We start from the raw sequence: 14,247 nt of genomic DNA, 5'->3' as shown, positions 1-14,247 counted from the left end.
TACCGACAAATGACAGAACCGTATAACAAAAAAGGTACTCCAAAATAAAGCTTGGAGTACCTTTTTATTATACGAATTCAGCTTACTTCCCTGCTTCGATTTTCTCTAATGCAGCAGCTACTTGCTCTTCCGTTAATTCATGTTGTATTACGTAGCGGTTACGTGGACTTACACGACATTTATGAGAACATGCACGTAAATATTTCGCTTCGTTTTCTTCAGAACATAAAATTTTCTTATTACATTCTGGATTTGAACAGTTTACATAGCGCTCACATGGTTCACCTGTAAAGTGGTCTTTACCAACGATAACATGTTCTTTTTGATTTACTGGTACAGCGATACGCTCATCAAACACGTAACATTGTCCATCCCAAAGCTCACCTTGTACTTCTGGGTCTTTTCCGTACGTTACAATTCCGCCGTGAAGCTGACTTACATCTTCATAACCTTCACGAACTAACCAACCTGAGAATTTCTCACAACGAATTCCGCCTGTACAATAAGTTAAAATCTTTTTACCTTCAAGTGTTTCTTTGTTTTCTCTAATCCAATCTGGTAATTCACGGAATGATTCAATATCAGGTTTAATCGCACCTTTGAAGTGTCCTAAATCAAATTCATAATCATTTCGTGCATCAATGATAACTGTATCTTCTTGTTTCATTGCCTCATAAAAATCTTTTGGCTCTAAATACTTCCCAGTTATTTCGTGTGGGTTAATGTCATCTTCTAGACGAAGTGTAACTAATTCTGGACGAGGACGTACGTGCATTTTCTTGAATGCATGCCCTTCTTCTTCATCTATTTTAAATACGATACCATCAAAACGTGGATCATTGTTCATTGCTTCCATGTATTTTTCTGTTTGCTCTACAGTTCCAGAACAAGTTCCGTTAATACCTTCTTTTGCTACAAGAATTCTTCCTTTTAATTCAAGTGAATTACAAAATTCTAAATGCTCTGCCGCGAATTCTTCTGGATTTTCAATTGTTGTGTACATGTAATATAGTAATACTCTGTATGGTTTTGTAGTTGCCAATGTATTTCTACCACCTATCTAATTTTTAAAATCATGTATAAGTTAACGTTCATATCAAAACATATATAATAAGAAAATGAATCCCATTTTCTTTTCTTTATACTATTTTCTATCAGTTAACAAAAATAAAAAAACAAGATTACACATCAAAACACTATGGTTATGTTGTAATCCCAATATATTATATATCATACAAATGCAATTCCATCAATTAATATGCTGTATTATCGGCTTTATGTTCACATAAATTTCAAAAACAGCCCTTTAATTCACTATGTTTCCCCATGTCATCACACCATAAACTCCCAATTCATTTTACATTATCACACCATCCATTGCATAAAGGCATATAATTTGCATTAAGGAAACTTTCGTGTTCAAATGAAATTATCACATAACATATTTAAATGTATTGAAATAATGAGTAAGAATAAATACAATAATTTCATCAAGTTAACATTTTAAAGGGGAAAACTACTATGAATAAAGATATAACAAAAGATGAACATCTCCCTTCTGAAAGTACAACTGTACAATCAGCTCACTTAGCTTTAAGTGGAGAAACAAAAGGCTGGAAAAGACTGTTACCATTTTTAGGGCCCGCTTTTATCGCGTCCGTTGCTTATATTGATCCTGGCAACTTTGCTACAAATATCGCAGCTGGTTCACAATATGGATATTTACTATTATGGGTTATATTCGCTTCTAACTTAATGGCTGTATTAATCCAAACTTTATCGGCTAAATTAGGAATTGCTACAGGAAACAATTTACCCGAAATAGCTCGTGAAAACTTTCCAAAGCCTGTGTCTATCGGCTTATGGATACAAGGTGAACTCGTTATTATGGCTACAGATTTAGCTGAATTTATCGGGGCAGCACTCGGATTGTATTTATTATTTGGAATACCTATGTTACCAGCTGCTTTAATTACAGCAGTCGGATCATTTATTATTCTTGAGTTTCAACGCAGAGGATTTCGCTCACTAGAAGCTATTATTACAGGGATGATCTTTATTGTAGTAATAGCATTTGGGATCCAAGTTTTTTATGCAAAACCAGAATTAAGTCCCCTTCTTTCAGGACTATTTATTCCGAAATTCCAAGGTGTAGACAGTATATTACTTGCAGCAGGGATTTTAGGTGCGACAGTTATGCCGCATGCAATATACTTGCATTCTGCATTAACACAACGCCGCGTGGTTGGAACAACTGACGAACAAAAGAAAAAGATTTTTCGTTTCGAATTTATCGATATTATTATTGCAATGGTTATCGCTGGAGCAATTAATGCAAGTATGTTAATTGTAGCAGCTGCACTATTCTTTAAAAACGGTATGCACGTTGAAGATTTAGATGTTGCTTACACTCAATTTACCAACTTAGTAGGTCCTGTATCGGCTGCATTATTTGGGATTGGACTTTTATCAGCAGGTTTATCAAGCTCTTCTGTCGGTACAATGTCAGGTGATATTATTATGCAAGGATTCATTCGCATGCATATTCCGTTATATTTACGTCGATTTATTACAATGATTCCACCACTAGTTATTATCGCTTTAGGTGTAAATCCAACTTACGCTCTCGTTATGAGTCAAGTTGTCTTATCATTTGGTATTGCATTTGCACTAGTGCCACTTATTATGTTTACAAGTAATAAAAAGATTATGGGTGCACTCGTTAACCACCGTATAACAACATTTATCGCATGGATAATTGCAGCACTCGTTATCATTTTAAATATTTTCTTACTGTATCAAACGTTTGTAGGGTAATGAAAAAAGGGTATTCCAATTTTAATTTGGAATACCCTTTTTGGATGAAATGATTTTCTTCTACTTACCACTTATGTATGTCCCTCTTTCCGGCATCATGACACCATTTTCAGTTCGAAAGTAAAGTGGCAATCCTTCCGCAAAAAACATATTTACTTTGGACGGATCCTGCCTTTGATGATGAATATGTAAATGCGGCTCACTTGAACTTCCGGAGTTACCGACTTGAGCAAGAACCTCTCCTTCATTTACATGTTGGTCTTCCCTCACTTTAATTGAGCCTTTCTTTAAATGGGCAAGAATCAAAAATGTCCCTGATTCATCTAGTCGTAAATAAATATGATTCCCCGCCATCGACTGAAAATCATCCTCTCCTGGAACTACATCTTTTTCATCATTATTAATAGATACAACTGTTCCAGAAGCTGGTGCCATTACTTCTGCTCCATATATTCCATAATCCTCTAACATACTACTTTTCACTTCAGCAGGCGGCATAAGGATATCATATGCCCACCTTTCATTTGGTTTTATAACGTGATAGTTCGTTTCTAACCGATCACCGCCCCAACCTATCAATGCTCGTTCATTCAAAGGAACACGAACTACTGCTTTAGGACCCATCGATTGTATATCTGCTGGATAAGCAATTCTACCTATATTAGCAAACCAACCGACAGGCCAAGCTCCAATGATAGAAAACAGAATAATTAAAAGTAGCGTTCTATCTATCCGCTTTCTAAAAATGCCGTTCAAAAAAAACATTATTACTGATCCTATTAAGAGAAAAACTGAAATTACACTAAAAGCCTGTATACACCACCAAACAAAGACTGATGTAACACCATTAGCTACATAAATTAAACTCCAACTTATAATTAAAAAAGGAACTATAATTACTAATAAAAATTTCTTCCACATGTCGTATCCCTACTCTCATATCCTTTTTCTCAATGATACAAAGTAAAAATTACGACATATGAAAGAAATACTTACGACTTTCTTACTTTTTTATACTGCGGTAATTTTACAGTAAAAACTGTTTCTTTATCGTTACTACGTACAGTTATATCCCCTTGATGGAGCTGTGCTATACTTTTCGAAATTGCAAGTCCTATTCCTTTCCCACCCGTATGAGAGCTACGTGATTTTTCACTACGATAAAATTTCTCAAAAACGTAAGGAAGGTCCTCTTTCGGAATGCATTTTCCAAAATTTTTAATTTCTACTTCAACATTCATTGTTTTATTGGAAATTCCAATTGCAATTTCCTTTCCATCTTTTCCATACATAATACTATTACCTATTACATTTTCAAATAGTCTCACTATAAGTGCCACATCAACTTCTACATGTAGCACTTCATCACTTTTAATATAAAAGCTCATATTGGCATCATCTAATTGTGGTACAAAGTCAATCATGATTTGTTCAATTAATGCTTTCATATCTATTTCATCTTTATGTAATTCAATCTCTCTATAATTTATTTGACAGTATTCTAATAAATCATCTACTTGATTTTTTAATTCATAACTTTTTCGCTTTAATATACTTACATACTCTTCACATTCTTCTCCATTTGAATGAAGTTTATTTCCTAACAGGTCCGCATAACCTATTAAAGATGTTACTGGCGTTCGTAAGTCATGAGAAATATTACTAATCATTTCATTTTTCATTTCCTGTGGTTTTTTTTCATTCTCAATAGACTCTTTTAAACTTTTCGCCATTCTATTAACATTTGCCGCTAGTTCACCAATCTCATCGCTTTTCGAAATAGGTATATGTATTTCAAAATTACCATCACTTATTTTCTTCACGTTCTTATTAATTTGAGATAATCTTTTCATCATCGTTTTTGTCATGAATGCAAAGTATGTTGTAGTAAAAATCAAAAAAACTATAAAATATAAAAATGAATATTTTTCCTCTAACGCAGTAACATGACTATATATATTTCCAATTACAATTTGAAACGCTATTATACTTACAGTTGCTAACAAAATGCTACATATGAATGCAATAAAAAACTTAGCTCTAATGCCTTGTAATGATTTAATCTTCAATTTTATATCCGACTCCCCAAACATTTTGAATAAACTTCGGCTCTTTTGGATTCTCTTCAATTTTATTTCTTAATCTTGCAATATGAACCATTACTGTATTATTACTTTCATAGGCTCTTTCTTTCCAAACGCTCTCATATATTTCTTCAATAGTGAACACACGATTCTTTGCAGCGGCCATTAAGTACAAAATATCATATTCAGTTTTCGTAAGATTCATTGTTTCTCCATATAACATTACTGTTCTCGACACTTCATCTATTTCTAAACCTCTAATATTTATTTTCTTTTCCATTACTTGAACAGCATTTTGGTTGAAATATGTATACCTTCTTAATTGAGCTTTCACTCTTGCGATAAATTCAATTGTACTGAACGGCTTCACAATATAATCATCTGCCCCAGTACTAAATCCAATTACCTTATCTACATCCGATGATTTCGCGCTTAAAAACATAATTGGTAAACTATGTTTCTCTCTAACCCTTCTACAAAGTTCTATACCATCCATTTGAGGCATCATAATATCCAAAATAGCAAGTTGAATACTGTTATTATTTATTATTTCTAAAGCCTCTTCTCCGTTATGAGCACTAAAAACTTTAAAACCTTCTTGCATTAGATTCACTTTTATAAATTGAACAATATCTTGATCATCATCTACAATTAAAATTGAATTTTTCTCCATATACAAACCTCTTTTTGAAATATATTCCACAATCAATTTTATCATAAATTAAAACCTTACTCCCCTCTTGAATAATCTTTATTTTCAGACTAGATTATATAATAACAACACATTCTAGTTTCAAAAGAAATGGAGTGAAAGCATGTTTCCTATATTGAAAACAGACCGACTCATTTTAAGAGAACTTACCGAAGAAGATGCACCGCGTATACTACAATGCTTTTCTAATACTAATGTACTGCGCTATTATGGCCAAAAACCGTTACAAGATGTTGATCAAGTGAAACAAATCATTCATAACTTTAAGCTCAGTTACAATGCAAGAAACGGTATAAAATGGGGAATCGAATTAAAAGACAAGAAAGAACTCATCGGTACCATTGGTTTTCACGATTGGTCTTCTGAGCATAAACGAGCCAATATAAGTTATGCCTTTTTACCTGAACACTGGGGAAAAGGATATGCGACTGAAGCTGTTTCTGAGGTTATATCATACGGTTTCCATACGATTCATTTAAAGCGGATCGGGGCAATTGTATTTCTTGAAAATGAAGCTTCCAATAAAGTACTATTAAAATTAGGCTTTGAAAAAGAAGGCGTTCTAAAAAATTATATGTATCAAGATGATATCCCATATGATACGAATTTTTACGCTTTATTAAAATCGGTTTAATAGAATTCATGTGTAAAAAACCTTACTTTTAAAAAGTAAGGTTTTTTGTATTTATTCATTAGCAATATAAGCATTCTTATAAGTATAAACACCACCAAATTGATGTTTTTCAATCCCTTTTACATACTCCTTTTGTACATACGCTGAGCCAATATGATAAAGCGGCGCCACCGCAGCATCTTCTAATAATACCTGCTCGGCTTCTCGCAACGCTTCCCATCGTTTTTCCCTATCTAGTACAAAATCCGTTTTCGCTTTCTTTATTAATTCATCGTAACGAACATTAGAATAATTCATTTTATTATTCGGATTCCCTGTCGTAAATAACTCTAAATAACTAATTGGGTCTTTATAGTCAGGTCCCCAATTTGCCATAGTTATATCGTAATCACCTGTTTGTTCTAACTGTAATTTTTGCTTAAATGGCTGTTGTTTAATTTGTATCGTTAATCCATGCAAATACTTTTCTAAGTCACCTTTTATATATTCTGCCATACGTTTTGCGTTATCTTGTTCAAATGTTAGAAACTCAAGGTTTACTTCGCCTACTCCAAGTTCTTTTTTCGCTTCTTCCCAAATCTTTTTCGCCTTTTGTAAGTCATATAGAGAAAGATCTCCGTTTTCTTTTCTAAAATCTTTGCCAGTCTCTTCATTTACATGACCAACTGGTACAAGTCCACTTGCAGGTTTTGCTCCGTTATTAATAAAGTGAGCAACGAAATCATCTTTATTTAACGCTAATGAAATAGATTGACGCACCTTTTTATTTGCTAACGCGGTATTTTTTTCATTAAAACGAAGCATAGCAATTCCAGGATCACTCGACATATGTAATTCCTTATTCCCCTTATACTTGTCTACAACTTGCGAATTAATAGGTACCCGGTCCAAATCTCCGGCTTCATATAAATTTACAGCTGTCATTGTATCCTTCACGATATGAAAGTTTATTTCGTCTAGTTTCACTTTCTTTTGATCCCAATATGTAGCATTTTTCTTTAATTGAAACTCTTGTTCATGCTTCCATTTTTCTAATACAAATGGACCGTTATATATGAGATTACTAGGTTCCAATGCATAATTGTTTCCTTGTTCTTTCAAAAATGATTCATGCTGTGGTAAATATATAGGTAATGCTAACAACTGTAAAAAATACGGAATTGGCTGTTCTAGTTCAACTTCTAACTTATAATCATTTATAACCGTAACTCCAAGTTCATCTAGAGACATTGCTCCCTTATTAATCTCTTTCGCATTTTTTACATAAAAGAGCATGGACGCATATTGAGATGCTGTTTCAGGGTTAATTGCACGTTTCCACGCAAACATAAAATCATTTGCTGTTACATTATCCCCATTTGACCATTTTGCATCTTTACGCAAGTCAAATGTATATTTCTTACCATCTTCACTTCTTTTAAACGATTTTGCTATGGCTGGAGTAGGCTGATCTTGATCATTTAATACATATAACCCTTCAAATATATTCTGCATAACGTGCGCTGATGTACCATCTGTTGTTTTCACAGTGTCCAGAGAAGGAATTTCTTCTGATACTGTTACATTTAACACTTGTTTTTTAACCTCTATGTCACTTTTATCCGCTTTATTATTACAAGCTGTTAATAATAAAGATGTAACAAGTGCCATTACCATTAAATGGCTCTTTTTTCGCTTCATGAGTTGTTCTCCTTAAATATAAAATATTATAAAGCGTAATATATTATAGCAGAAATATGAACAGAAAGATGCGACATTCTTTTGAATATTTATTCGTTCGAGAAAAAAGCTACCCTTTTAAAAAAGGATAGCTTTTTCAACTGCCACATAATTATCTATCTTTGTAAACCTCGTTTATAACGACTCGCTTCAAATATAATACGCTCTTCATCTAACGTTTTACATTCGCCATTCCAAACGACACGCTTTCCGTTAATAATTACATCGCTTATATCTTTTCCACTAGCTGCATATACCAGGTGCGATAACACTTCATCTGCTGGTTGTAAATGCGGCTTATTAGATGGGTCAATCGTAATAAAATCAGCACACTTTCCAACCTCAAGTGATCCTGTTTGTTTCATCCCGATTACTTCAGCAGCTCCTTTAGTCGCAAGTGTAAGAGCTGTTTCAACTGGTAACGCTGTTGCATCTTGGTGAATACCTTTTTGTAGTAAAGTCGCTATGCGCATTTCTTCAAACATATCTAAATTGTTGTTAGATGCCACACTATCTGTTGCAATTCCTACTTTCATTCCTGCCTCTAGCATCGCTTTTACATTTGCTATACCAGAACCTAGTTTTAAATTACTATTTGGGTTATGTGCTACTCGAACATCATGTTCTGCTAAAAATGCACGCTCATTTTCATTTAATACTACACCGTGTGCAATAACTGTTGGGCGTTTAAACAACCCGCAACTTGCTGCATATTCTACTGGACGTTTCCCGTACTGCGCTTCAATATCACGTACTTCACGCTCTGTTTCCGAAAGATGAATATGAACCATCGTTTGATTTTCTACTGCAATACGAGCGCACTCTTCTAACAGTTCTGCACTACATGTATATGGACTATGTGGTGCAACCATCGTAGTTAACATGCCACTTTCGTTATAGTAACGCTTCACATATTTCTCAGCTTCTTCGATTGCTTTCTTTTCATCGTCTTTCGTTCCGAAGCTAAATAAAGTTCTTGAAACAGCAGCTCGCATCCCACTCTTTGATACCGTTTCCATAATTGCATCTTGATCTACTCCAATTGGATTAAACATGTCAGAGAATGATGTTGTACCACTTTTCACCATTTCAAGTAATCCTAATTCCGTACTAGCAACCGCAAGCTCTGGAGTAAACTGACTTTCAAGTGGCCAAATTCTCGTCTCAAGCCATGGTTGTAATAACATATCATCGCCAATACCTCTTAAGAGACTCATTACAACGTGTGTATGTGTATTTACAAGCCCTGGTAAAACCCACTTTCCTTTCATGTCAATTACTTCATCTACTGCAAAATCATTAGCGAATTCTCCGCTCTTTACATCTATAATTTGATCATTTTCTACAATGATATATCCATTTTCTATCACTTCGTTTTGTTCATTCATCGTTACAATTGTAGCGTTTACATAAGTTGTTTTCAAAAGTATTTCCCCTTTCAACTCTATGAAGTTCCCTTTAATAAGTTACCACCATTATAGTAACTTATTAAAGATTAAGAGTCAAAAGATAATTTTAATTCTTTTGTTATTTTTTCCTTCAAAATGCTATATTGCTTTTCATTTGTATCTGCAAATGCTTCTTCCCGATTTGACTTTTCATCCATATAATTCAATTTCCCATTGAATTGAGTCTCTGTAAAATCAAATCTCTGCCCATCTATAAAGTTATAAAAGTGCCATACCTCTCTTACTTTTGTCTTTTTAATTTCTCCTCCGTATATGTCTTGAACGACAAGAGCTGTAACACCACATTGTCCCTTTGCTGGATTTTCAATTGTCCACTTTGAACTTGTTTCAATCGACCACGATTTTATTAGTGCTTCATATATTCTTTTTTCCTTTACATCATCCATTCTAATCTTCCCCTACTATTAATAGTTTTACACATCATATTTCAAAAGAGGCAGTAAACGACCCTTAAAGACAGTTGATGGTGTCTCTCCTATTAACTGTGCTCCCATTTTTAAGTAATATCCTTTTGCATTCGGATCACTATCAATTGTAAAGCTTTTTATTCCAAGTTCATTGGCTTTTTCTATTACATACTCCCAAAGTATTTTCCCGTAACCTTTTCCTTTGTAACGAGGATGAATGTATAAGAAATCGAGAGCTTTATCGTTATGTAAAAATGAGAAAAACCCAATCTTCGTATTATCGTTTTCTAAAACATATACAAAATTATTTTTTATGTACTCTTCCGTAATTGTTAAATCTTCCTTACAGGCAAGTATGAATTCTTCACTATAATTCCACGTTGCTTTTGAATGTAGTGCGAATTCACTTAATTCATTTGCTTCACTTAATAACGCTTCTCTTATCTTCATGATTCTTTTTCCTCACTTTCAATATGTAAACTACTAAATTGATTCGGAAAGCACTTCAAAAAACCTTTTATTTTCATAAATTAGAAATTACTTTTATAAATCTTTATTATAATCAGTACGATTTTTGAACTGCACCCCAATTGTTAGACACAGTCTAACAATTGGAGGTGCAGTTTTTCTATGGCTAAATTTACAGCTGATGAAAAAATACAAATCGTTCTACGTTATTTGAACGGAAATGAAAGTTATCGAGAAATGGGTAGATCGCTCGGTATAAGTGACACAATCATTTTGAATTGGGTAAACCAATATAAACAGAATGGTCTGGAAGCTTTTCTAAAACGATGTACAAATTACACACAACAATTTAAACTAGACGTACTAAACTTTATGATTGAAAACGGTATGTCCTTATTTGAGACGGCAGCTATCTTTAATATTCCTGCCCCTTCAACGATTTCTGTTTGGAAAAAACAGCTCGAAACACAAGGAATTGATGCCCTTCAATCTAAGAAAAAGGGGCGTCCATCCATGAAAAAAGATTCAAATAAACAATTAAAACAACATTTAGCTGAAGGGTCAGTCGAAGCACTTGAAGCACGCATTAAACAGCTTGAGATGGAAAATGAGTACTTAAAAAAGTTAAATGCCTTAGTTCAAAACAAGGAAAAATCACAAAACAAGACAAAGCGCAAGTAGTCTATGAATTAAGGCATAAATATTCGGTGAAGGCACTCGTGGAGCTAGCTACTATTCCTCGAAGCACGTATTATGATTTAGTAAAGAAAATGAATCGTCCAGATGTAGATGCCGATTTGAAAGCTGAGATTAAAGCGATTTATGAGGAAAATGAAGGTCGTTATGGTTACCGTCGCATTCGTGATGAATTAACGAATCGTGGCCAGAAAGTGAACCACAAGAAGGTTCAGCGCATTATGAAAGAGCTTGGGTTAAAGTGTGTTGTGCGTATGAAGAAATATAAATCCTATAAAGGAAAAGTCGGTAGAATTGCACCTAATATTTTAGAGCGTAATTTTCATACAGATGCACCGAATCAAAAGTGGGTAACAGACATCACAGAGTTTAAATTGTTTGGAGAAAAACTGTATGTATCACCTGTATTAGATTTGTATAATGGTGAAATTATTACCTATACAATTGGTTCTAGACCGACGTATTCGCTTGTTTCAGACATGTTAGAGAAAGCATTGGAACGTTTACCTGAAACGCACCAGCTACTGATGCATTCGGATCAAGGATGGCATTATCAAATGAGACAATACGTCCGTACACTAGAATCAAGAGCTATCGTCCAGAGTATGTCTCGAAAAGGCAACTGTTACGACAACGCAGTAATAGAAAATTTCTTTGGGATTATGAAATCGGAGTTCCTCTACATAAAAGAATTTGAAAATGTAGAGCACTTTAAAATAGAATTAGAAAAATATATAGATTATTATAATACGAAACGGATTAAGGCAAAATTAAAAATGAGCCCGGTACAATACCGGACTCACTTTTATCAAGCTGCCTAATCAAATAACCGTGTCTAACTTTTAGGGGTCACTTCACATCCCTAAAAGTCGGCGTTCTCTTTTTCTAAAATTTAATCTTCAAGCTCACTCATTCGTTTTACTATTTCGTACGATACACACCTATACAGTTTCTACTACCGCTTCAAGCATTGTTCCATTTTTAGCATAGTTCGTATGCCAAGAAAAAGCTTTTTCTAAAATATGAGGAGTTTGTCCACCTCTTGTTTTTGCTTCTTCGTAATAAGCTCGTAGCTGGGCACGATACATTGGATGTACGCAATTCTCAATAATAAGTTCCACTCTTTCTCTTGGCGCAAGTCCCCTTAAGTCAGCATACCCCTGTTCAGTGACGATAACATCTACATCATGTTCAGTATGGTCTACATGAGAAATAAAAGGAACGATGCTTGAAATGTTACCACCTTTCGCAATCGATTTAGTAACAAAGATAGCTAAGCGAGCATTTCTTGCAAAATCACCAGACCCACCAATACCATTCATCATTTTTGTACCTAAAACGTGAGTAGAGTTAACATTTCCGTATATATCTAATTCTAATGCAGTATTAATTGAGATTAATCCAAGGCGACGAATAATTTCAGGATGATTGGAAATCTCTTGTGGACGCATCATTAATTTGTCACGATATTTTTCAAAGTTAGAAAATACTTGTTGCATTTTCTCTTCAGAAAGCGTGATAGAACAACAAGAAGCAAAATTGACTTTTCCAGCATCCATAAGATCAAAAACTGCATCTTGTAAAACCTCGGAATATACTTCTAAATCTTCAAATTCTGAATCTAACATTCCGTGCAATACTGCATTAGCCACTGAACCAATTCCTGATTGTAACGGCGCTAAACGATTTGTTAATCGGCCTACTTTGACTTCTTCTCGAAGGAATTCTATTAAATGCTGTGCCATAATAACAGTTTCTTCATCCGGAGGAACAATTGTCGATGGCGAATCCAATTGATTCGTAAACACAATTCCCTTTACTTTTTCAGAATCAATTTGAATACCGATTGTTCCAATTCGGTCATCTGTTTTCACAAGCGGAATTGGCAGCCTCTCTCCTTGTTTACCTGGTTCATATAGATCATGTAGCCCCTCTAATTGCGCGGATTGAGCCATATTCATTTCAATAATAATAGACTTAGCATTTAAGGAAAACGCTAAGGAATTTCCAATTGAAGTGGTTGGAATAATCATTCCGTCCTCTGTAATCGCAACCGCTTCCAAAATAGCGAAATCTATATCCAGAACGTCAGCGCGGAGTAACTCTGCTGTATGAGACAAATGTTGATCCACAAATAAAAAGTCTCCGTTATTAATTCCTTTTCGCATAGTCGCGTCAGCTTGGAAAGGTAATCTTTTCCCTAAAATTCCTGCCTCAGCAAATAATTTGTCTACATCCGAGCCTAAAGAAGCCCCAGTATAAACATTTACTTTAAAAGATTCATCATTCTTAACTCGGTTTACAAGCGCAAATGGGACTGCTTTTACATCACCTGCACGTGTAAACCCACTTAAGCCTAAAGTCATTCCACTTTGAATCCAGGAAGCTGCTTCCTCAGGTGTAACTACCCGATCTTTTAGACGTTGATCTCTGATTCTATCTAAGTTATTCTCCATATGTAATCCCTCTCTCATTGAATATTCATAATTATTTTACACATTAACACTATCAAAATAGGGATTTTAGTATACAATACCGAAAATTCAGACAGAACAGCAAATCTAGGTTCTAAAGCAGAAAAACTTAGAATCCTAGAAGCTTACGGAAATAACTAGCGTACGATTGACTAACTGGTACTCTCTCACCATTATCCATTGAAAGTACAAAAGTAGAATGGGTATCAGGATAAATCGCTTTAATATGATTAACATTTACAATAAACGAACGATGACATCTAATAAATGAATCTTTCGGAAGCAAGTATTCGAATTCTTGCAGAGAGTATTTATGTGTTCCTGATAACTCTTCTGAATTCACATACGTCTTTTTATCTTTAGCCTCTAAATACATAACCTTTGAAAAAGGAACCGGAATCCAGCCGTCTGTTGTTTTTAAAGTAACAACTGACTTTCCATCCGTTAAAGCTGGATAAATTGCCGTTACGCACCCTTCAAGCTTTCCATTGTTTGAAAATGGTACAGCCATTCCATGATAAGGAATACCAAAAACATCCCGATTAATAAACTCAGAGGTTTTTTGGTTCATCACCATCGCTTTATGAGCAATCGTTCCTTCCTTTATAGGATCCCCGACACTAATCTTTAAATCAATTCGTTTACTTGGCCGATAGTAAATATATTCTTTCGTATTCGAAACAGCAATTGATATTTCATCTGAAAATAATTCCCCAACTACATCTAGTAGTATACCTAATGTTTTATCTTCCATAGTATGAGCACCT

General features: G+C 34.4%; 13 protein-coding genes. 3 read left to right on the top strand and 10 right to left on the bottom strand.

The features are described from left to right. Positions 1 to 82 precede the first annotated feature (82 nt). Positions 83 to 1,042: an oxygen-dependent tRNA uridine(34) hydroxylase TrhO gene (gene trhO, locus NZ044_RS09310; RefSeq protein ID WP_000246235.1), complete on the bottom strand. Its 960-nt coding sequence runs from the start codon at positions 1,040 to 1,042 to the stop codon at positions 83 to 85. Positions 1,043 to 1,521: 479 nt separating this feature from the next. On the opposite strand from trhO, the gene NZ044_RS09305 reads away from it, so the two are divergent. After that, positions 1,522 to 2,817 carry an Nramp family divalent metal transporter gene (locus NZ044_RS09305; RefSeq protein ID WP_001030674.1) on the top strand — a complete coding sequence of 432 codons (1,296 nt, stop codon included), beginning with the start codon at positions 1,522 to 1,524 and terminating at the stop codon, positions 2,815 to 2,817. A gap of 60 nt (positions 2,818 to 2,877) precedes the next feature. Here the strand turns inward: NZ044_RS09305 and NZ044_RS09300 are convergent, their stop codons facing one another. From NZ044_RS09300 to NZ044_RS09290, 3 genes are all read right to left on the bottom strand, one after another. Beyond that, positions 2,878 to 3,738 carry a M23 family metallopeptidase gene (locus NZ044_RS09300; protein ID WP_044783469.1) on the bottom strand — a complete coding sequence of 287 codons (861 nt, stop codon included), beginning with the start codon at positions 3,736 to 3,738 and terminating at the stop codon, positions 2,878 to 2,880. Positions 3,739 to 3,809: 71 nt separating this feature from the next. Next, positions 3,810 to 4,910: a HAMP domain-containing sensor histidine kinase gene (locus NZ044_RS09295; RefSeq protein ID WP_340949687.1), complete on the bottom strand. Its 1,101-nt coding sequence runs from the start codon at positions 4,908 to 4,910 to the stop codon at positions 3,810 to 3,812. Then, the gene (locus NZ044_RS09290) at positions 4,876 to 5,574 is read right to left on the bottom strand and encodes a response regulator transcription factor (RefSeq protein WP_000414529.1); all 699 of its coding nucleotides are present in this window, start codon (positions 5,572 to 5,574) and stop codon (positions 4,876 to 4,878) included. Before NZ044_RS09290 ends, NZ044_RS09295 begins: the two co-directional genes overlap by 35 nt. Before the next feature lie 142 nt (positions 5,575 to 5,716). Between NZ044_RS09290 and NZ044_RS09285 the strand changes: the two genes are divergently transcribed. After that, complete coding sequence (locus NZ044_RS09285; protein ID WP_000483974.1) at positions 5,717 to 6,247, top strand: GNAT family N-acetyltransferase; 531 nt, start codon at positions 5,717 to 5,719, stop codon at positions 6,245 to 6,247. Between the two features lie 51 nt (positions 6,248 to 6,298). Here NZ044_RS09285 and NZ044_RS09280 read toward each other — a convergent pair whose 3' ends face one another. From NZ044_RS09280 to NZ044_RS09265, 4 genes are all read right to left on the bottom strand, one after another. Beyond that, entirely contained in the window at positions 6,299 to 7,927 is a 1,629-nt protein-coding gene (locus NZ044_RS09280) for a peptide ABC transporter substrate-binding protein (protein ID WP_000823502.1), read from the bottom strand. Between the two features lie 155 nt (positions 7,928 to 8,082). Continuing rightward, entirely contained in the window at positions 8,083 to 9,408 is a 1,326-nt protein-coding gene (locus NZ044_RS09275; RefSeq protein WP_002083246.1) for a bifunctional S-methyl-5'-thioadenosine deaminase/S-adenosylhomocysteine deaminase, read from the bottom strand. Between the two features lie 53 nt (positions 9,409 to 9,461). After that, on the bottom strand, positions 9,462 to 9,821 hold the full coding sequence (locus NZ044_RS09270) for a YunG family protein (RefSeq protein WP_000342908.1): 360 nt from the start codon (positions 9,819 to 9,821) through the stop codon (positions 9,462 to 9,464). A 27-nt stretch (positions 9,822 to 9,848) separates the two neighbouring features. Then, positions 9,849 to 10,292, bottom strand: a complete 444-nt coding sequence (locus NZ044_RS09265; RefSeq protein ID WP_081143977.1) for a GNAT family N-acetyltransferase — start codon at positions 10,290 to 10,292, stop codon at positions 9,849 to 9,851. Positions 10,293 to 10,472: 180 nt separating this feature from the next. Here NZ044_RS09265 and NZ044_RS09260 point away from each other — a divergent pair. Beyond that, a protein-coding gene (locus tag NZ044_RS09260; protein WP_085959122.1) for an IS3 family transposase occupies positions 10,473 to 11,827 on the top strand; the annotation gives its coding sequence in 2 pieces (ribosomal slippage) (positions 10,473 to 10,926 and positions 10,926 to 11,827; 1,356 coding nt in all). Between the two features lie 120 nt (positions 11,828 to 11,947). Here NZ044_RS09260 and NZ044_RS09255 read toward each other — a convergent pair. After that, positions 11,948 to 13,462: an acetyl-CoA hydrolase/transferase family protein gene (locus NZ044_RS09255; RefSeq protein ID WP_044783471.1), complete on the bottom strand. Its 1,515-nt coding sequence runs from the start codon at positions 13,460 to 13,462 to the stop codon at positions 11,948 to 11,950. 127 nt (positions 13,463 to 13,589) lie between these two features. Beyond that, positions 13,590 to 14,234 (bottom strand): LytTR family DNA-binding domain-containing protein, encoded by a 645-nt coding sequence (locus NZ044_RS09250; protein WP_044783472.1) that lies wholly within the window; start codon positions 14,232 to 14,234, stop codon positions 13,590 to 13,592. Positions 14,235 to 14,247 lie beyond the last annotated feature (13 nt).

Source organism: Bacillus sp. FSL K6-1338 (genome assembly GCF_038006965.1).
GTDB lineage: Bacteria > Bacillota > Bacilli > Bacillales > Bacillaceae_G > Bacillus_A > Bacillus_A thuringiensis_S.
The sequence above is the reverse complement of the archived record's forward strand: the minus strand, read 5'-3'. Positions and strand labels throughout refer to the sequence as shown.

Coding starts and splice junctions, on each gene's coding strand:
- NZ044_RS09290 (WP_000414529.1), bottom strand. CDS start 5,574: ATGGAGAAAAATTCAATTTTAATTGTAGATGATGATCAAGATATTGTT.
- NZ044_RS09265 (WP_081143977.1), bottom strand. CDS start 10,292: ATGAAGATAAGAGAAGCGTTATTAAGTGAAGCAAATGAATTAAGTGAA.
- NZ044_RS09300 (WP_044783469.1), bottom strand. CDS start 3,738: ATGTGGAAGAAATTTTTATTAGTAATTATAGTTCCTTTTTTAATTATA.
- NZ044_RS09250 (WP_044783472.1), bottom strand. CDS start 14,234: ATGGAAGATAAAACATTAGGTATACTACTAGATGTAGTTGGGGAATTA.
- NZ044_RS09280 (WP_000823502.1), bottom strand. CDS start 7,927: ATGAAGCGAAAAAAGAGCCATTTAATGGTAATGGCACTTGTTACATCT.
- NZ044_RS09295 (WP_340949687.1), bottom strand. CDS start 4,910: ATGTTTGGGGAGTCGGATATAAAATTGAAGATTAAATCATTACAAGGC.
- NZ044_RS09255 (WP_044783471.1), bottom strand. CDS start 13,462: ATGGAGAATAACTTAGATAGAATCAGAGATCAACGTCTAAAAGATCGG.
- NZ044_RS09270 (WP_000342908.1), bottom strand. CDS start 9,821: ATGGATGATGTAAAGGAAAAAAGAATATATGAAGCACTAATAAAATCG.
- NZ044_RS09285 (WP_000483974.1), top strand. CDS start 5,717: ATGTTTCCTATATTGAAAACAGACCGACTCATTTTAAGAGAACTTACC.
- NZ044_RS09305 (WP_001030674.1), top strand. CDS start 1,522: ATGAATAAAGATATAACAAAAGATGAACATCTCCCTTCTGAAAGTACA.